We start from the raw sequence: 19,071 nt of genomic DNA, 5'->3' as shown, positions 1-19,071 counted from the left end.
GTTCACCTGCCCGCAATGAAGCCTGCCGCGGCCAGAGTCGGCGCGTGGCGATCCTTTTCCGACCGGGCACCGGCGGGTAGCGGCCACGGAACATCGAGCATCGGATCGTCAAAGGCGAGGTTGAGATCTTCTGTTGGGTTGTGTCGACGATCGATCCGGTACGCAGTATCGGCAGGATCTGTCAGTGCCTGGAAACCGTGGGCACATCCGGCCGGAATGTAGACCGACCATTGATTCTCGCCGGTCAGGTCGAACGACTCCCAGGTGAGGAATGTCGGCGAACCACGGCGGAGATCGACGACGACATCAAAAATTTTGCCGGACGAGCATCGGACGAGCTTCGACTCACCCTGGCCGGTCCGTAGGTGAAACGCCCGCACCACTCCCTTGACGGAGCGAGACATGCTGTCCTGCACAAAGCCGTTCGGGTCGATGCCTGCAGCACTGACCGCGTCGGCGTCGAACGTTCTTGAGAACATTCCGCGGTGGTCTTTGAAGGGCGACGGCTTGAAAATAAGCACACCCGGTATGGACGTCGTCGCAACTTTCATTCACGCTCCCTAACAATTGCCGCCTGTCGGTGCTCTCCAGGCGGACCCATCGGGCCCGCACATAGTAACTGCGAGCACTCATATTGCGACCAAGGTATTCTTTCGCCGGTTCTTCGCCGCCAAGCTGGATCTTAGATCGGGGTTACGGGCGACACGCCGGGACGGAGTGGGCCTGGGATGGCCCCGGTCGCCGCGCAGCTTGGCATCGGCCTCCCTACAGGTCCCTAAAGGGCTGCCGCTGTCAAGACCATCACCACCGCACGCTCCTGCCCGTCCGTAGGATCGCATGCCTTGGACGCACTCTCACCGCCCGGCGGACCGGGTTCCTCGCTCCGTTCGACCACCCCGGCGTGTCCAACGGCCGAGTCGGCCCGTCTTCCTTTCGGCGAGCTCGGTGAGCAGCCGCTCGTACCCGCGTGCCGTGCCGGTGATTTGGAAGTCACGCTCAACGCGGGCGCGTCCGCACTGGCCGAGCCGTGCGGCTAGCTCGGGGTCGTCGACCAACGTCGCGAGCCGCTGTGCCAGCGTGCGGGAATCGCCGACCGGAACCAGGTAGCCGTGTTCACCATCTGTGACGATGTCGCGCAGGGAGCCGCAATCAGTCGCCACTACGGGTAGTCCAGCCGCCATCGACTCGATGACGATTATGGGCACGCCTTCATGCACCGATGACAGACACGACACGTCAAGCCCAGGAAGCAGCTGCGGAACGTCACGCCGTACGCCCATGAACGTCGCGGCATCGTGGAGGCCAAGTTCGTCGGCGAGTCTACGCAGTTCGTCCTCGCGGTCGCCGCCGCCGATCACCAACAGGCGGGATCGCGGATGGCTGTGTACGAGCTCGGCTACCGCCGCGAACAACACCTCATGCGCCTTCTGCGCGGACAATCGGGCAATGATGCCGATCGCAAAATGTTCCGGGTGTAGCCCGAGTTCGGCACGGGCGCGGGCTCGGTCGGCAGGTCCAGACGGTGGTGAGAGGACAATGCCGTTTGGGATGATGACTTCGCGGACCGTGGTTGCCGGCCCGCGGGCTACACCCTCTTCGCGGTGTAGGTACGCAGCCTGGGCACGCGTGAGCAGCACCAGCGCGTCAGATAGCCGAAGCGTGGACACGGCCCAACGAGGCAGCACTCGTTTCCCGACGGAGGTCAGATCCATGTCATGCGCGGCGACCGCGCTCGGGATCGAAGCTGCTCGTGCTGCTAGACGGCCGAACAACAGCGCCGCACGATGGTGGTGCGGCACCAACACCACGTCGGTACCGCTGGTGCGTAGGTCGGAGACGAGGGCGTCGAGCCGGTTCAGTCCGAAACGACCCGAGCGCTTCAGCACGGCGACGTCGAACCCGGCGGCGCGGAAGTCGTCGGCGAGCGGTCCAGCCTCGCGCAGGCACACGATCCGGGGACGCACTACGTCCGAGTCGAAGTGCCGGAATAACTGGAGCATGAGAATTTCCACGCCACCGACAAAAGTCAGATCGAGAACTACGGTGAGCACGATCGGCCGGCTGTGTGCCAGAGTCGGAACCCCGACCAACCGGTCGAGTGCCGCCTCAGTGGCCGTCACGCTCGCTCGAAGGCTGAATTCCGTCTCGACCCGGCGCCGTGCTGCCTCGCCCATCCGCCGGCGCAGCGGTACATCACGGAGAAGGGTGAGAATCGAATCAGCAAGATTTCGAGCATCGCGCGGGGGAACCAAGAAACCGGTTTCGCCATCGATGATCATCTCCGGCACCCCACCGATCGCCGTACACACCGCCGGCCGACCCGCCGCCATCGCCTCGAGCAGGGCCATCGGGAAGCACTCGACGCTATAGGAGCTGAGCACGAACACGTCGAGTCCGCGCAACAGCTCGGGAATGTCGGAACGAACACCGGTGAACACAACGCGGTCGGCGACGCCCAATTCGCGCGAGTGTCGTTCCAGCTCTGTTCGCAGCGGACCGTCTCCGACCATCAGGAACTTGGCCGTCGGTAGCTCGCCGAGTATCAGCGCCGCAGCCTCGAGGAGCAGAGCGTGATCCTTCTCCGGACGCATTGCGGCGAGAATACCGACCACCTGGTCGCCGTCAGCGACACCCAGGTGTGTTACCACACTTCGATCGTCTGTCGGATTGAATAGCTCAGTGTCGACGCCGTTGTACACGATACTGATCTTTTCGGCCGGATAGCCTAGTTCGTCGACCATGTAGTCCAGTTGAGCGCGGGCGACGCCGAAGTAGCCATCGGTGAGCCGGTCGAGCGCTCGGTCAGCGCGGATTCGCAACGCGCCGCGAGGCTCAGTGTCGCCGTAGTTGTGCACCCACACGATCGACGTCGGAACCCTGGCGATCCGAGCTGCAATCCGACCGAGCCCTTCGGCGCTATAGCCGCGCATGATCACGACATCAGGGGAAATGCGTCGCAGTTCGCGCACCAGATCTCGAATCGCGGCGATGGCTTGGCGCTTTGTGCGATGCAACGCAACCGCGGGTACCCCAGCTGGCTCCAGCGCGCCGAACAATGCACCTTCCTTGCCTATGCAGATCACGTACGGCTCGTAACGCTTGGGGTCGAGGGCGGGCATCAGCGTCGTGACGTGTCGTTCGGCTCCACCTACGCCGAGGTCAGGGACCAGATAAAGGACGCGCATCTGACGCTGTCCGGCGCTAATTTCCGCCATGACAGGTCCTACTTACGGGAACAATCGCTAACCTGGTCGCGCCGCGCTCAACCGATGGACGATCGGAGGGATCGTTTGGAGCCGCCCAAGCGCTCTGGACGAGTGGGGTTGACGACGCTTGTGTCACCGGAGCACCGAACGGTAGAGCTCGTCGTAGCGACGTGCGACCACGCTCACATCGAAATCGTTACGGATTCGTTGCAACGCATTGTTGCTGTACATGATCCGTTCGTCGGTGTGCATCACAACGCGGGCGAGAGCGGCAGCCAGCGCAAAGGTGTCGCCAACAGGTACTAACAGTCCGCATTGATTGTCTACGAGGTCTGGAATTCCGCCGGTGTCAGTCGCGACCACACACAGTCCGTGCCCCATCGCCTCCAGGATCGCCATCGGTTGGCCCTCGTTGTGGGAGGGCAGAACCAGCACGTGCGAGCTTTGCAATAAGTTGTGCACGTCCTGCGCCGGCACCCAACCTAGAATGTCGACCGATTCGCCCAGACTGAGTTCGGCGACCTGCGCGCGTGCACGATCCACCTCGCCGTCGCCTGCGATCGTCAACTGCGCGATCATGCCGGCACCCAACGCCACAGCCCACGCATCAAGCAGTTCGAACGTCCCCTTGTGCTCACCCACGCGGCCCATGAATAACACCCGGACCGGCTCTCCAGGTGCTGGTTGCGCGATGCTTGACCCGGGACGAACGGCATTCGGTATCACCACCACCTCCGCCTTGGGCGCTAACGCCTGCAGCCGTAGCTGCCAGTTGGCGCCGAGTGCGACCACAGCGGCAGCGGATTCGATGGTGACCCGGATGTACCTACGCAAGAGTGAGGGCGCATCCGCTTGGAACTGATGAAAACCGCCACCATGCACGTGTATCACAACTGGCAGGCGCAGCAGTCTACTGACCCATACCACGATGCTCTTACGAAAAAAGCTGCCGTTCGACGACATGTGGACGTGCACGATCGCGGGACGTCTCAGCACGAGTTCACGCACCAACACTGCCAGGGCAACCAGGAAAGTGCGGATGCGCTTCGGAATCGATCCATCGCGATGAGTAGCGACGTGTCGGACATGCCATTGATCCCAAAAGTCCGTATCCCGCATCATCCGCACGAAGCTGGCGACACCCCCTCGGGTGTCGAGGCTAGTCGATACCCACAGCGCGCTGGGCTGTCGGTGCGATCGAGTGCGCATCAGCAAATGATTCTCAAACATGCTTCTCGATCCGGCCGAACTTCCGGCCGTCGGCGGCCGGGCAAAGCCGGTTCGCTAAACCAACAGTGATGCCGACGACGAGGAACACCATCGCGGTCGGAAAATCGAAAAAGCGGAGGTCGACGGTGAAACCGGCGACGAGAAGCACGCCCAGCAGCATCACGGCCATTAAGCCCAGGTTGCGCCCGCAAAGCCCGTCCGGAGGCAGAGTCCTGATCGCGAACACCATTCTTTTGATCAAAAATACCAGAACCAAAAGCCACAGGGTTAGGCCGATAACGCCGAGTTCAACCAGGATCCCGAGCTCATTGAAATGCGACGCAATGCCGAGTCCGCGCTTCCAAAGCACGTCCTGCGACCATTGCTGGTGGTGCAGCGTGTTCACGGCCGTGAACCGGCCGATTCCCCATCCAACGATCGGCTCCCGCTCGAACGCCCAGATCGAGGTCGCTATGCCGTTCAGTCTGTCTTCCAACTCGTTCGCAGACGCAACGCCGCCCGCGGACCGATCGTCACTGGTGAACTCCGACCAGTTGACTGCAATCGCGACGACCATCGCCGTCAAAGTGATGGCGAAGCCGGCCCTGATGCCTTTTCCGAACACCAAGCCGACTGTCACCACAACCAGGAACGAGAGCCATACTGCCCTGGTGTGCGTCAGGTAGACGCCGTAGGCCATCGCGATTGCGCTAGCGGCGGCGAGAATCTTCGACCAGCGCGGGCTCCGCGAGCACTCCCCGATGATAACGATCGCAGCGATAAAGCCAGCCGTCAGTACTATACCGTTCACTACCGGCTGGTTGAAGACTCCGTTCGCCCGTCCCTCCCATAGTGGCGCTTCCACGATGTAACGCGGCCAAACAAGTGCGGGGGCATAGAACTGGAAAATGCTGACCAATGCCGAGTATGCACCGAATGCCACAATCGCCCACAACACCATTTGCACCGACGCCACTGTGCGATAGATGGTGCGACCGACGAAATAGACCACGAACGGAATTACTGTTCCGGTCAAAATGAACCGGTACACCGGTATCGTTTCGCCGGTCAAAGGGTACGTCGCGCCGTAGAGATGTGGAGCGAACATTGAGTAAATGTTCCACAAGACGTAGAGCACCATGAACCCCTCCAGCGAACCAAGCCGGGGGCGTCCGGCGGATCGAGCCGACAACCACAACCCGAAGGACGCGACAAGTCCGCCGAAGGCAAAGATGAAAGGGTTGGCGACGACCGACGGCAGCGCTAGTCGGAGGAACATTGCGACGAGCAGAAAGAGCATGGCCAACTGCGGGCTGCACAGTCCCAGCACAACCAATGTAATTGCAACGACTCCGAGCACAATGAATACAACAGCGTCCGTAAATGGCAGAGCCACCATGGCGGCGATCACGATCCCGGCAGCGGCGACCGCAACAATTAGTGGCCAGCTCACACCTGTCAGCAATGGCAACAGCTCTCCAGCCAAATTTCGCAGACGATGATGCCGACCGATTTTGCCTTCGGTTCGGGTGGCTGCGGTATCGCTGTAGTGCCTTTCACTCAACATCTCGGTTGCGGCGTCATCAGCGGCCGACCCCACTGCGGCATTCACCGGCGGCCTTCGAGTGAACGTCCGCTTGGCGGCTGCAGGGAGGCGTTCAGATCAGCACCAGGCGCGGTGACGGCCTCCCAGCGATCTAAGTCCACACTGCTAAGGTTTTGCTTGGGGCCGGCGCCGGCCTGAACTTCCGGCACAGCCGCTTCCGCAGCCGGCAACGCGCGCTGGGCGTGCCGAAGCCGTGACGGCTTCCGAAGCCCGACGCCTCTGGCTTGGTGTCTGCCTGCCTGAGCGCGGACGTCCGCTTCTGAGCCGAGGCGCAACTTGGTCGCCGTGCCCAGGTCCCCTGCTTGCAAATCTCCGTCATTGCCGTCGGCCAGCGCCGACACCTCGGCGGTTTCGGCTCCCTTTTCGAGAAGAACCGCGCCGACGACTCGGCCACGTATCTCTTCGATCAAGCCTTTCGCTTCTTGCACCTCCGAGATCCTGGTCACCGACTGTTCAACCACTAGAAGGGCGGCGTCTGACGCAGCGCACAGAGCCTGGCATTCGGCCGTCTCAACGATCGGCGGTGCGATGACGACAACGAGGTCTGCATACTCCTGAAGCTTAAGGAACATGCGTTCGAACTGCTCGATGCCCGTTGCTCGCGTAACGGCCGCTTCACCGCCGGGATTGAACTCGAGCAGTCCGGCGTGCCGATCAGAGGGTCGAATGACACCGTTGAGATCGATCGCCTCCGGTGGGCGCAAGTTTGCCGTCAGCCCGGAATCAGGGCCCGACATAAGCGGGCCTGCGTCCAGCATTAGCGTGCGGACACCCTGGTCTGCCCTATGCTGACCGACCGCCCAAGCGACTTGACTGGCCGTGACGGACTTGCCTACCGGGGTCACTGCCAGCACCGATGGAGTAGGCAGGTCCGCTCGTGCCACGGCGTTCGCAAGCTGCCCGTAGCGCTGCACGCGGAGGGCAGGATCGCCGTGCGGGATGACAACAGTAACGGGAAGCCCCGTCTTGTCCGCAAGATCGAACTCGGAGCCGACGCGGCGGTTCAACGCGGCCATCGCTATCGCGATGGCACAGCCAACGACCACGCCGCCGAACACGGCCAAGCCGAGAGTAGTCACAGCGCTCGCCGACGACGCCGCCGTTGACGTCACGCTGGATTCCAGTTGAATGACCTCCAACTGATTTGTGCTGTTGGCACTGATGGCGCTGATTCGATCTTCCAACTGGACCAAGGCTTGGTCGGGGATCTCGCCGTTGGCAGCTTTAATGTCATCGAACGGCTGGCGGATTCCGGCGATGATGCGGTCCTGAGCAGCGCGTATGGCTTTGTTGACGGTTTCGTAAAATGCCGTCGCCATCTTCGATGCGGCAAGTCGCACGTCGTCCTCGTTCGACGACGACGCGACGACGTATATCAGAGGGCTGGACGCGACTGTCTCCGCCTTGAAGGTGACACCGTCCGGGACATCGGCGATCTTACGCAACGTGGCCTGATATGACGGATCGTTGAAGAAATTCACATAGCCTTGCGCGAGGATTGCGTCTTGTTCTGGCGCGCGGTTCTGCGACGTTGCCAGGAGTGCGGCCTTGGTCGTGTAAGTGGTGCGCTGGGTTAATGCCGAAACTAGACCGCCCACCAAGAAGAGCAGGACAAAAGCAGCCACTACCCATTTGCGGCGGCGGATCCGATCGAACTGCACGGACAACGTGCTAATCTCCAACTGAAATCCGCTCCCCCATACTAACCCCGACGCTGTACGTCACACTTGTCGCGTCCTTGGTGTCCGATTCAGACAACTTCAAGTCGATCTGCGCCCCGGCCGGTGTAGTCCAAGCACCCGATTACTAACGGTATGCTACATCAGGCAACTGAAGGACTGCTCCGATTGGCTGACCGCGGCTCGACTGGCAAAGTCCGCTGGGTACTGTTTCCCCTCGTACTAACCGATACTCACGGCGGCCCGTCAAAGGCGTACGAACACGCGAGGGAACGCCGCAGTGCCGGATGCGAAGAAGTTGGGCGGACGGTGGCGGTTGGTGAGAGCAGGGCTGGAGCGGCGACGCCCACCGCGCAATCCCAGCGGCAGGCAGCCTCGCCCCGGCACATTGTGTTCCTCCATCGGGCGATTATGACCACCGTGTATCAGATCAGGTGCTAGACCGATAACGGTTCTCCCAGAGTAAGGACTTCAAGGCCGCCCTGCTGGGCTGGTGCGCGCAAAACGCCGCACCCGTACCAGCCGCAGGCCAACGACCGCTACGAACCTCTGCGTACAACATCGAGACCGGGAGCAATGCAGCCCTGACCGAACCACAGCGACGCATCAAGCGGTCACGTGCGCTCTTCCCTCGGCGATTGCCGCAGCCGTCCGAGCGCATGCTCGACTGTATCGGTCACTTTCCGCTTCGCTGGGTGCAACTGCCTGAGGAGACCTGGACAGACGGCAAGTGCGGTGACGAGGGCGGCCGAACGTGCAGTGCGTCGCTGGGTGAACGCAGCCTTGGCGGACGTCCTCGCCGCCTTGGTATCGCCGTCCAGCAGCGCGCGACGCGCCCGTCGGATCGACTGATCATAGCGCAGCTTGCGCAAAGTCGATTCCAGCGCGGCGTGATGCGCCGGGTCCGTCGCCTGTCGTGCACCCTCGATGAATGATCGCATCAACTGACGCTCGAACGCTTCCACCTTTGCCGGTTCGCGCGACAGCGAGTCAGGCCTCAGCCGGTAGCGGGCAAGCTGGTCCGGCAACAACCGGACATCGAATCGGTCGACCAACCGGCACCAGATGATCACCGACTCGTCCACGTCGTCGATTCCGGGTGCGTAGCCGCCCACGGCATCCCAGGCCTCGCGTCGGATCGCGGCGGTGTAGTACGGAACACGCCCACCGAGGACCTCGGCGAGCGTCAGCCGCCGAGAGGGATGGGCAACCTCCTTCACGCCGATCGAACGCATGTACGACGTAGGCAAGTTCACGTCCTCAGGCTCGTTGAATCGGTAGGCGTCGATCCCGACCGCGTCGACGCTGCGATCGCTGCCGACCACCGCGTTGATCCGGGCGCAGAACTCGGGAAGCAGTTGATCATCGCTGTCCAGCACGCAGACGAATCTGCCCCGCGCGGCAGCGGCAGCGGCCATGACCCCGCCCTGGTACCCCTTGTTCTCCTGTCGCACCAGCCGGATTCGCGCGTCGAGGGCGGCGTAGGACTGGACGATCGCGGCCATCTCGTCGGAGTTCCCGTTGTCGACTACAACCATCTCCCAGTCGCGATAGGTCTGCGCCCTCACCGACTCGATGGTTTTCGGTAGGTAACGCTCAGTGCGGTACGCCGTGGTGAGGAAGCTGAACTGCACGGGAGCCGTCATCATTCCATCCTCCGATATCGCGGACGTTGCTGCGGACTCTTTGAGTCGTGCAGGTGGACGAGATTGAGCAGCAGCAGGTCGAGATCGAGCCCGTCGATGACCGCCGCAACCTCGGGGTCCCTAAACGAACGACGGGAGAGCAAGCTGTGGTCGACGACGTCGGCGAGCTCGTCGCCAAGCAGCTCGCTGATGTGCGGCAGCCGCACCTCGATGGAGGCCCAGTACGCGTCGATCAGCCGAGACAGCGCGACGTTCGCGACTGTCGAATTCCGATCAAGGCGTCGTGCCAGCCGTCCTTACCGGACAGCGCCGCAACGATCTGCTCGGTCGTACGTTCGAGAAACTCGGTAGACCGCGAGCCATTCGGCGCCGCGAGCGTGCCGACATACACGATCGTCGGGTGGCTGTCTTGAACAGCTCGGGTGGGCTCCGACCAGACGGCGAGGCGGCCAGAGGCCACCTGCTCGGCGGTCAACTCATCATCCGCTTTCTCCACGACCGGCACCTTGCCGTACGCCAGGAACTCGGTCCTTTGCGAAATCGCATCGAGACAAATGGCGGTGTGTCCACGCACCGCGAAATACCCCGCCCGAAACCAGCCGGCGTGATCTGGGGCGAAGATGCTGAGGGTCAAGGAACTCACCGAAGGCGTCGGCATCTGAACTCACAGTAATCCCTACCTCCAGATCGAGACCACTGCCTACCCTCACCAATCGCCGATGCTCGATGTGACGGCAGCGTCGCCCCCGGGGTCAATGCCGACCGCATAAACAGTGCGACCCGTAAACCACCGTACCTCGATCCAGTCGCGGGACATCCCCACCCTCAGGTCCTCGACCGGTTCACCGTCGCCGTCCGGCCGCAACAAGGTTGCGAAGACCAGCGGCAGCGGCCCGGACCCATGCACGCCAAGTAAGGACGCAGGGACGGGACGTTCCAGTCGCTCGGACCACCACCCCAGCAGGCTGTCCTTCTCTCCGCGTACCTGAGACCCACGAGTCTCGACCGTGGCGGCGTAGCACACCTGGAGCCCCGGCCCGTTGGTCTGCTCGACCCGGAAGCCACGAGCGGACTGGCTCGGACGCAGCTTGGGGGCCAGCGGCCATGACACCGTCGCGTCGTGCTCGCCCGCTCCGGTGAGCAGGTCGACAACCAGCACCGTCGCCTGCTCCGGCGGGGCGATTAGCCATCGGCGATGCCGCACCGGTGGATCCAGGCGGCCGTACCCGTCGTGCTCGGCATCGACGATCCCCGCCCCGAGATCGACGGCACGGACCTGCACCCGCGCGTGCCGCGTCCAAAGGAACGGACCTCCAATTACTGACTGGTCAGTGCCGTCCACCGTGACTGTCGCATGCACGCGGGTGCCTCGGTGCACCCGACGGCGCTCGGGGTCGCCGTAGTAGCTGCCGGAGCCCGGGTCGCCAACGAACTCGACGCCGTCACTGCTCAACGTCACAGCTAGCGCATCGGCGTGACCGTGGGCGGCGGTCGAAAGGTACCCGAGGGGCCCGACGTCCATCGTGACCCGTCGTGTGCCCGCGCGCAGCACAACCAGGCCGCCGTCACGGGCGTAAAGATCGTCCGGCGGGACCGACCCGATGACCGCCCTCGGTCGGGTCAGCCACCGGGCAGTCAGCGAGTTCGTTCCACGCGCACTAAAGGCCGCATTTCCCGAAGCTGCCCCAACGATCGCCAAGTGCTCGCGCACCGTTCGCACTGGCTCGGGGCCCAACCGCAGCGCGAAACCCTCATCGTCATCCCCGTAGCGCGGCGCCGGGTCCCGCTCGCCAATCACAGCGGACAGGTAGCCGGCGCTGCGATCCACCGCGTTGGTGAGCGCCACTGGCGCCAGGCCGTCGCGTAGCCACAACAGGTGCGCGACGACGAGCATCAACTCGGCTGCGAACACCTGGTAGCCCACCGCCTGCTCGGCACCGGCACCGTCGGGCAGGATCTGGCGGTCCGCCTGCGTCACCAACGCCGACACGGCACGGCGCTCCCACCGGCGCGCCCCCGCGAGCTCAGGGAACAGAATTGCCACCGTGGCCAGACCTGCCAGCTCGCCGACGAGATGATTATTCGCAGAGCTGTACAGCGAGCGCTCGGCCCAGCAGCGACGGCAGGTCTCGGCGAGCATGCACACCACCTCTCGGTAAAGTTCGAGCGTCAGCGCGTCCGAGTCCCGCAAACCCTGCACAGCCAAGGACACTGAGATCGCTCGGATCCCGGCCTCAAACGCACCACGCCACGCGATCCCGTTTCCGGGCGGATTCTGCGCGAGCCAGGAGTCCAGCTGTTCGCAGGCCGCCTCACTGAAGGCCTTTTCCCCCGTGATCAGCCACGCCTGCGTCAGCAAGGGCAGGTGCTGCAGCCGATTGAGCTCCCAAATCCACTTCACGTCCCCAGCGGCAGTGCGGTGGTCGATCTGGCGTGCGGGCAGGTCGGGCCACCGAACGTGAGACACCGGATCGTAGTTCCAGTCCGTCGGCCGCGGTATCTCCACCTCGGGGTAGCCGAAGTATGCGACGCGTAGCTCGGCGGCCTTACGGGCTGCGGCGATCATGTCCTTCGTCAAGGCCGGCTCGGCTGCGGCGATCGCTCGGGCCCGATCGCGGGCGAGCACCACCGGTCGGTCCGCGGCACGCCGGAATCGGTCGAACTCGGCCGGCCAGTTCGTCTCGGGCCCGAGCACGTGCGAGTCGCGGATCAGGGGGCCCTCTGCCAGCCGACCCCGCGCGAGGCGACCGGTACGCCAGCCGACCTCGGCAAGCGACATCGACCGGAGCCGACCCACGTACCAAGACGCCTTCGACACCACGGGACCTTTCTGGTCGAGACGTAGACGTGACCGTAGCGACGCTGCGATAACCTGAGCGCGGCGCACGACGGGGATGCGACCAGCATCGCGAGTAACGTTTTAAAGGGGGACGTCGGTGGCACCTGGTGGCGGTCGGCAAAGCCTAAAGCACCGAATCCGACGGGTGCACCCCCTGCGCCACGTGATGATGCGCACGCTCGCAACCCTGGAACGCGCCGACGCGGATCAGATCCGGCGGTACCAAGAACGCAAGTTGCGGGCGTTGGTTCAGGTCGCTGCGCGGCGCTCGCCGTTCTATCGCGACTGGTTCCGCACCGCCGACGTGCGCCCGAGGGACATCCAGTCCCTCGACGATCTCACTCGGTTGCCGCTGCTGAGCCGTCGCGACCTTGCGGATCGCGTCGACGACTTCCTGGTGTACCCGCGCAGGCTGATGTGGCCGGCGCGATCCAGTGGCACCAGCGGCTCCGTGGTCACCGCCTACCGCACGCCCGGCTCTTCGGTGTATGAGCTGGCATTCCTGGAGCGGCAGTGGAGGTGGTTCGGGCTGCCGAGCGACGCCCGCCGGGTCATCCTGCGTGGTTCGTCGTTCGCCTCCGACCAGCACGGCAAGCCGACCAAGCCGCTGCCGGGTGCCAACCAACTGTTCGTGTCCAGCTACCAGCTCACCCCCGACAACATCCGGCCTATCGCCGAGGAAATCCGGGCCTTCGAGCCGCACGCGGTAGAGGGCTGGCCGTCGAGCATCACGCTGCTCGCTACGTTGCTCCGCGAATGCGACTTGCGGATGCCGGTGCGAGCGATCATCACCTCGTCGGAGGTGATGAGTCCCGGGCAACTGCGGCTCATGCGGGAGGTGTTCGGCGGGCCGATCGTCGACCATTACGGCCAGACCGAGCGGGTCGCGATGGCCGGCGGCTGTGAGCAGGGCGGTTACCACGTGTTCCCCGACTACGGCATCGTCGAGCTGCTGCCGGTGCCCGGCGTCCGAGACCGCTGGGAGATCGTTGGTACGCCGCTGCATAACTGGGGATTCCCCCTGTTCCGCTACCGCACTGGAGACGAGATCGGCCCTGCGGGAGCTGGACCGTGCCCGTGCGGGCGCGCATTCGAGAGGATTGGCGCCATTGACGGCCGAGTAGAGGACTCGTTCGTCGCCGCCGACGGCCGGCCGCTGCCGCTGCCCTCCACTATCCTGGACGATCTGACCGGGTTACGCATGGCCCAGATTGCACAGCTGTCCAAGGGGCGGTTCGAGGTGCGCGTCGTCCCCGGTGTCCGCTATGACGCTGATCGGACCACCCAGCAGGTCCTTCGCAACGTCGACCGATACTTCGGCAAGGGTCAAGAGGTGAGCGTCCGCACCCTGTCAACGCTACCCGACCCGGCCAGCGGCAAGTTTCGCTGCGTGGTCGTCGAAGGTCGTTGATTGAGCATTACATCCCATGGCCTTGGGTTGACACGGATCTGCTGGCTTCCAGTGACTATTGCCTTACCCGTCGAACTTTCGTGAGTTTGCAGATGGACGAAAGTCGAGAAGACAGGAACGTCCGGTGCGTGATCGGGTGACTGCGGATCCCGACCCGCGCCGTCGGTTGAGGTCTAAGGGATCGGTAATCCGATGGCATGTCCAGAGGCCAGTGTCAACCGCACGATTGAGATCAGGTGGCGGGTACTGGCGAACTATTGATGCCCGAGACGGACGGCAGCCGATCATTCACACGCGTCAAGGTCCCGCGAGCGGAGGTGCGAGTGGCTGGAGCGGAGTGCCGCCCCCACCCACTCTGGTCGCCGAGTTGTTGTCGACGACGGCAAGCAGTGCGACGATTTTTTGGAGGTCAGTTGACCACGGAGTGTTGTCCCGCACCCGCTGTTCCAGCGGGTACCCGTAATCAAACTGGAACTGCGTACGAACAGAACCGTCAGGCCCTGACTCTGCTTCGATGGCGAAGCCCGGGCCGCCGGTGGAGTCGACGATGTACGCCCCGTAGTTCTGCAACGTCCACGCCAACTGCCGGCCCGGCTCAGATTTAAGGTCTAGGCCATTGACGTCAACCGACGCAGGAATGGCGAGCAGCGCCCCCATCTTCATCGCCTTGTTCTGGTTGTTGTTTACGGTTCCGTACTCCGGTGTCGCATAGGTGTCGGCGGTGGCCGCCGGCCACCGGTAGCAGTCGGTGAACGTCGAGCAGTTGTAGAGGTCGTGCGCCGAGTGGACGTTCACCTTCAGTGCATGGCGTGGTCCTTGTTGCCCGGGGCGTAATTCGCCGAGTCGGATGGTTCCGCCGAGCGCCGACATTCCTGACCCGCCGTGTGAGCCGCTGATGCCGTCACCGTAGATGTCGACGTTCGGGAACGTCAGCAGGCTCGTCGCCGCACCGCCTGCTGTGCATCTGGTGAACGGTTGCATCTGCGCGATGGTGCGCCCGTCCTGCAGGAGGATCGCGGCGGAGTTGTTGTCGCGTGAGTTGCCGACCAGGAACCCGGACGGAATCGGGACAGTCGCGAGAATCTGACTACCGCCGGTGCACCGGTTCGAACCTGACCACTCCGCGCTGCTGTGCCTGACACTCGTCAAAGGCGCCGCCGGCTTGAGGACAATGATGTCATCGTCGATCTGGGGCATAGGCGACCACACATCTCCACCAGGCACCGACGGCAGATTGGCAGGTACGTACACGGCACCGGTACCGATGGGCATGTTCCAGATGCTTGTACTGGAAAACGGTTGCTTCAAGGGGTCGCGGACTGTGGTAGGTGTTAGATCGGTTAAGTTCAAGGCAATGACGTCGAATTTCTCCCATTCCCCCACCTCGGTCCGATTGGCGATCAACGGAGCGTCACCCGCGTTTTCGGCCGTGACAAGTTTATTGTTCGCCCGCGCCCGCAGGCTCGTCGTGCCGTCACTGTTCTTGATGAGTTGGAACGTCTCCCAAAGCCCCGGAACATCGCGGCTGCTAATAAGAGCAGAAGCGCCGGCGGCCTCGGCGCAAACGAATTTTCCGTTGGCGTGGGCTCGTAGATACACGTCGGTGGAATTGACATGGATCAGATCGAACGTCTCCCAGGGCCCGATAACGGTCCGGTTGGCGATGAGCGGGGCTTTCCCGACGTTATCGGCCGCCACATAACGATCGTTCGCCTTGGCGCGCAACGCAACAACCTCGGTGGCGGCAGCGGCGACGCCGATCGAGTCCGCCATCTGCGCCTCGTGGCCCCGCGGAGCGGTGGACGAAGCGACGACCACCGTAGCTGCCAGCACGGCGACCAGCACCCCTAGAACCGGGGTGGTTGACCTCCGTCGAAGGCGAGTCCTCGTTGCGATCATGTCGCCGACCAGCCGCACTACTACCTCCAGTAAATTCACTCAATCGAGACCCCGCTGACATAGCCTAGCTGCGACGTTCCGACATATGTCAAGTCAGACGAGGCAGGGTGAAGTCTGATTTATTGGTTCGGGTTGGGCCTGTTTGATTGAGCTATGATACGTAACCTTCGGGTTGGGGCCGGTGGACGCAGCGAACTCCTCCCCCTTAGCCTCGATCTTTCACGGGGCGGGCATGCTTGGCTGAGCGGCCGGGTTCAAGATCGTTTTCGTGTCCTTTCTGCCCAGGGTGTGGGTTTGCTTGCCATGTCGCCGGGCGGGGCGCCGGTTCCACTGGCCGGTGTTTTCTGAAACGAAGAGCCTGGCGGTCTGGTCGTGGGTTAGTCTGGGTCGAGTGCGGCCAGGTGCTGGTAGGCGGTGACGGCGAGGTGCGCGTAGGGCGCGGCGGCGGCGAGTCGTAGGTGGGTTCGTCGGTTGCGGCGGGTGAATCGCCCGGCGATCCAGAGCAGTCGGTAGCACAGCCGTTTGGGTTCCCAGCGGCGGGCATCACTGGTGGTCAGGGCGAGCATTTGCAGCCATGCTGTGAGCTCGCAGGCGAGCATCACGATCGCGACCCAGATCTGGTTCTGGTCGAAGCCGTGGAGTGGGAGGTTGCCCAGCCCAGTGGTTTTCGCTGCCCGGATGCGGTCCTCGCAGCGGGCCCGGCGGCGGTGCCGCAGTTCCAGGGCGGCCAGTTGGCCACCGCGGGTGTTGGTGGCGAACGCGGTGAGCCGGTGCCCGTCTGAATCGGTGAATCGCAGCTGGGCGCCGGGGTGGGGTCGTTCGGCGCGGACGATCAACCGCATGCCTTCGGGCCAGGACCGGAGATTGACTATGGCGGTGAGTTCGGCGACCCAGGCGCCGTCGCGGACTTCTCCGTCGGCGTTGTATGCCGGTGTCCACGCCGCCGCGGGGAGGTCGTCGACGATCCGGGCGATCGTTTCGGTCAGGCCGAACCCGACCGAGTACTGCACCCGGCGCCGGGTCAACCAGTCCACGAAGTCGTGGGTGCCGCCGGCCCCGTCGGCCCTGACAAGGACCCGCCGGCCGGGTCGAGAATCATTGCCCTGCAGTGGGAGTTGAGCCAACGCGTCGGTGACGACGGTGATGTGGTCGGCGGCGTTGTTCGCGCCGGCGTTGCCCGGCCGCAGCAACATCGCCAACGGTTCCCCGGTTCCTTCCGGGCCGTGATCGACCCAGGTCCCGATCGGGTGGAACCCGAACCCGCGTTTGAAGGTCGGCGCCGCGGATTCCTTCTCCGAATGCGCGGTCAGCAGGGTGGCGTCGACGTCGATCACGATCGGACGGCCGGCGTCGATGCCGTGGTCCGGGGCGTTCCCGCCCGCGAGTTGCCAGACCCGTGCACGCGTGGACCGCCGCGCGGATGCCAACGCCGACAACGCTTTCGGTGCGTCCGCGGCCAGCACGTCGAGCAGCCGGGACACCGTGGGGTCGGAGGCGACCGGGCCGTATACGTCCGGCGCCGCCCGGAGCTGGGAGATATCGGCCAGGCAGTCGCCACCCAACGCCAACGCGACCGCCACATCCAACACGACCTTGCCCGGATCGTGCCGGGCCATCGGCCTGCGCCACGGCGCCAAGGCCGCGGTCAGTGCCCGATCAAGACCCGCGGTGCGGGCGGTCCTGACTATCAGCACACCACCGGCCGAGGACACGATCCTTCGCCCGCCGGCATCAACCGTGGGCAGCCGCCACCGGGTAGACTTCCGCATCAGAAAGGTGCTCCGCTCTCGCGACGATCTGGACCTCGAAGACCCTCATCATCGCAGGTCAGAGCACCTTTCCCATGACCACACCCGGCGCATTCCCGAATTACCGTGAAAGCGCGAGGTTAGTTTAGCGTCGAAATTCACAATCGGCCCACGTCCGGGCGTGACCGGTCTGGCGGACCGCTCGCACCGGCCCCGGTCGTGTCCGCATCAGGCCAGCGACGACGTGGCGGTGCGGGTGGCCGAGACGCGGCGGACCCACCCCCGATGGGGCGCCAAGCGGATCCGCATGGAACTGCTGAAGAAGCCCGGCGCACTGACCGTCCCGTCGACGGCGACGATCAACCGGATCCTGATCCGACATGGCCTGGTCACGCCGAGGAAGCGGAAACGGCCACGGAACTCCTACCAACGGTGGGAACGGCCTGGGCCGATGCAACTGTGGCAGCTGGACATCGTCGGCGGCGTATGGCTGGTCGACATCGCCACCGGAGCGCTCCGCGAGGTGAAGGTGGTGACCGGGGTGGACGACCACTCCCGGTTCTGCGTGACGGCGTCGGTGGTGGAGCGGGCCACCGGCCGGGCGGTGTGTCTGGCGCTGGCCGGGGCGCTGGCCCGGTTCGGTGTGCCGGACGAGATCTTGACCGACAACGGCAAGCAGTTCACCGGCCGGTTCAGCAGGGGCGGCGAGGTGCTGTTCGACAAGATCTGCCGGCACAACGGGATCATCCACCGATTGACCCAGCCGGCGTCGCCGACCACGACCGGCAAGATCGAACGCTTCCACCTCACGCTGCGGCGGGAACTGCTCGATGATCACGACCCGTTTGAGTCGCTGGGCGCGGCGCAGGCCGCCGTCGACAAGTTCGTCCGGGAATACAACGCCGACCGACCCCACCAAGCGCTGGATGATCAGCGGCCGGTCAGCCCGGCGGACCGCTTCACTCCGACCGGCGATGCGGAGCGAGAGTTGTTGCCGCTCTGGCTGCCCCCGACGCTCGTTGCGTCGCAGGGTACTTCGGACGAACCAGCCAGCAACGCCGACGAAAAGGCCGAGCTGGGAACGGGTTCGGGCACCACGGCCGGCTACCCGGGTGGAGCGGTGGAATTCGACCGGGTCGTCCCGCCGGCCGGGAACCTGCAACTCGCCGGCCGGCAGCTCTGGCTCGGACCCACTCGGTCCGGTCAGGTCGTCCGGTTCTGGGCCGACACCGACCTGATCCATCTGTTCATCGGCGGGACCCGGATCAAAACGGTGCGCTCGCACCTGACCGTGACCGACCTGGCCCGGCTGGTCGCCGCGGGTGCCGTGGCCGCCGGCCCGTCCCCGCTGCCACCGATCGAACCCGGCGATGCCGTCGAGGTCGAGCGGGTCGTCTCCCGTGCCGGCACCGTCGTCCTCGGTGGCCACGTCATCCTCGCCGCGGAGATCCTCAGCGGACGCCGCCTCGGGATCCGCATCGAACGCGACACCCTGATGTTCTTCGACCTGGACAGTCGCGAGCTGCTGCGGGTGCGGCCGAACCCGCTCAGCCACGACAAGATCATCCGACTCCGCGGGAACCGGCCGGCCGGCCCACCACCCCGACCCTCCACCGAACCGGTTCGGGTCCAGCGCCGCGTCTCGAGCACCGGCGTGATCATGGTGTGCAGCCAGAAGGTTTCGCTCGGCCGGACTCATCAGCACGAAACCGTGACGGTCCACGTCTCCGACACCACCCTGGCGATAGAACTCGATGACGGCGAAACCCGCGTGATCCGCCGGACTACGACACTGCCCGTCCGTAACATCAAGGCCGACCGACCACGA

Annotated in this window: 12 protein-coding genes and 1 pseudogene; 2 read left to right on the top strand and 11 right to left on the bottom strand. The window is 64.3% G+C overall.

Annotated features, from left to right (window positions below):
* Positions 1–2 precede the first annotated feature (2 nt).
* The 9 genes from rfbC to ACVBEQ_RS06405 all read right to left on the bottom strand — a co-directional run bounded on the left by rfbC (position 3) and on the right by ACVBEQ_RS06405 (position 12,164).
* Positions 3–551, bottom strand: a complete 549-nt coding sequence (rfbC, locus tag ACVBEQ_RS06445) for a dTDP-4-dehydrorhamnose 3,5-epimerase (RefSeq protein ID WP_447153466.1) — start codon at positions 549–551, stop codon at positions 3–5.
* A 303-nt stretch (positions 552–854) separates the two neighbouring features.
* Positions 855–3,215 (bottom strand): glycosyltransferase, encoded by a 2,361-nt coding sequence (locus ACVBEQ_RS06440; protein ID WP_447153465.1) that lies wholly within the window; start codon positions 3,213–3,215, stop codon positions 855–857.
* A gap of 123 nt (positions 3,216–3,338) precedes the next feature.
* Positions 3,339–4,436 (bottom strand): glycosyltransferase family 4 protein, encoded by a 1,098-nt coding sequence (locus tag ACVBEQ_RS06435; RefSeq protein ID WP_447153464.1) that lies wholly within the window; start codon positions 4,434–4,436, stop codon positions 3,339–3,341.
* Positions 4,429–6,027 (bottom strand): O-antigen ligase family protein, encoded by a 1,599-nt coding sequence (locus tag ACVBEQ_RS06430; RefSeq protein WP_447153463.1) that lies wholly within the window; start codon positions 6,025–6,027, stop codon positions 4,429–4,431. The genes ACVBEQ_RS06435 and ACVBEQ_RS06430 overlap by 8 nt, the downstream gene beginning before the upstream one ends.
* Positions 6,024–7,682 carry a hypothetical protein gene (locus ACVBEQ_RS06425; protein WP_447153462.1) on the bottom strand — a complete coding sequence of 553 codons (1,659 nt, stop codon included), beginning with the start codon at positions 7,680–7,682 and terminating at the stop codon, positions 6,024–6,026. Before ACVBEQ_RS06425 ends, ACVBEQ_RS06430 begins: the two co-directional genes overlap by 4 nt.
* Before the next feature lie 632 nt (positions 7,683–8,314).
* Positions 8,315–9,346 (bottom strand): glycosyltransferase family 2 protein, encoded by a 1,032-nt coding sequence (locus tag ACVBEQ_RS06420; RefSeq protein ID WP_447153461.1) that lies wholly within the window; start codon positions 9,344–9,346, stop codon positions 8,315–8,317.
* Positions 9,346–9,552 carry a hypothetical protein gene (locus ACVBEQ_RS06415; RefSeq protein WP_447153460.1) on the bottom strand — a complete coding sequence of 69 codons (207 nt, stop codon included), beginning with the start codon at positions 9,550–9,552 and terminating at the stop codon, positions 9,346–9,348. The genes ACVBEQ_RS06420 and ACVBEQ_RS06415 overlap by 1 nt, the downstream gene beginning before the upstream one ends.
* A 26-nt stretch (positions 9,553–9,578) precedes the next feature.
* The gene (locus tag ACVBEQ_RS06410; protein ID WP_447153459.1) at positions 9,579–9,980 is read right to left on the bottom strand and encodes a Rossmann-fold NAD(P)-binding domain-containing protein; all 402 of its coding nucleotides are present in this window, start codon (positions 9,978–9,980) and stop codon (positions 9,579–9,581) included.
* A 72-nt stretch (positions 9,981–10,052) separates the two neighbouring features.
* Positions 10,053–12,164, bottom strand: a complete 2,112-nt coding sequence (locus ACVBEQ_RS06405) for a heparinase II/III family protein (protein WP_447153458.1) — start codon at positions 12,162–12,164, stop codon at positions 10,053–10,055.
* 166 nt (positions 12,165–12,330) lie between these two features.
* On the opposite strand from ACVBEQ_RS06405, the gene ACVBEQ_RS06400 reads away from it, so the two are divergent.
* Entirely contained in the window at positions 12,331–13,596 is a 1,266-nt protein-coding gene (locus ACVBEQ_RS06400) for a phenylacetate--CoA ligase family protein (protein ID WP_473163163.1), read from the top strand.
* Positions 13,597–13,893: 297 nt separating this feature from the next.
* Here ACVBEQ_RS06400 and ACVBEQ_RS06395 read toward each other — a convergent pair whose 3' ends face one another.
* Positions 13,894–15,441, bottom strand: coding sequence for a fascin domain-containing protein (locus ACVBEQ_RS06395; RefSeq protein WP_447153457.1), 1,548 nt, complete (start codon positions 15,439–15,441; stop codon positions 13,894–13,896).
* A 431-nt stretch (positions 15,442–15,872) separates the two neighbouring features.
* Positions 15,873–17,264: an IS1380 family transposase gene (locus ACVBEQ_RS06390; protein ID WP_447153456.1), complete on the bottom strand. Its 1,392-nt coding sequence runs from the start codon at positions 17,262–17,264 to the stop codon at positions 15,873–15,875.
* 157 nt (positions 17,265–17,421) lie between these two features.
* Here ACVBEQ_RS06390 and ACVBEQ_RS06385 point away from each other — a divergent pair.
* Positions 17,422–19,071, top strand: a pseudogene (locus ACVBEQ_RS06385) (IS481 family transposase); the annotation flags it as partial.

This window comes from Nakamurella sp. GG22, assembly GCF_052976845.2.
The sequence above is the reverse complement of the archived record's forward strand: the minus strand, read 5'-3'. Positions and strand labels throughout refer to the sequence as shown.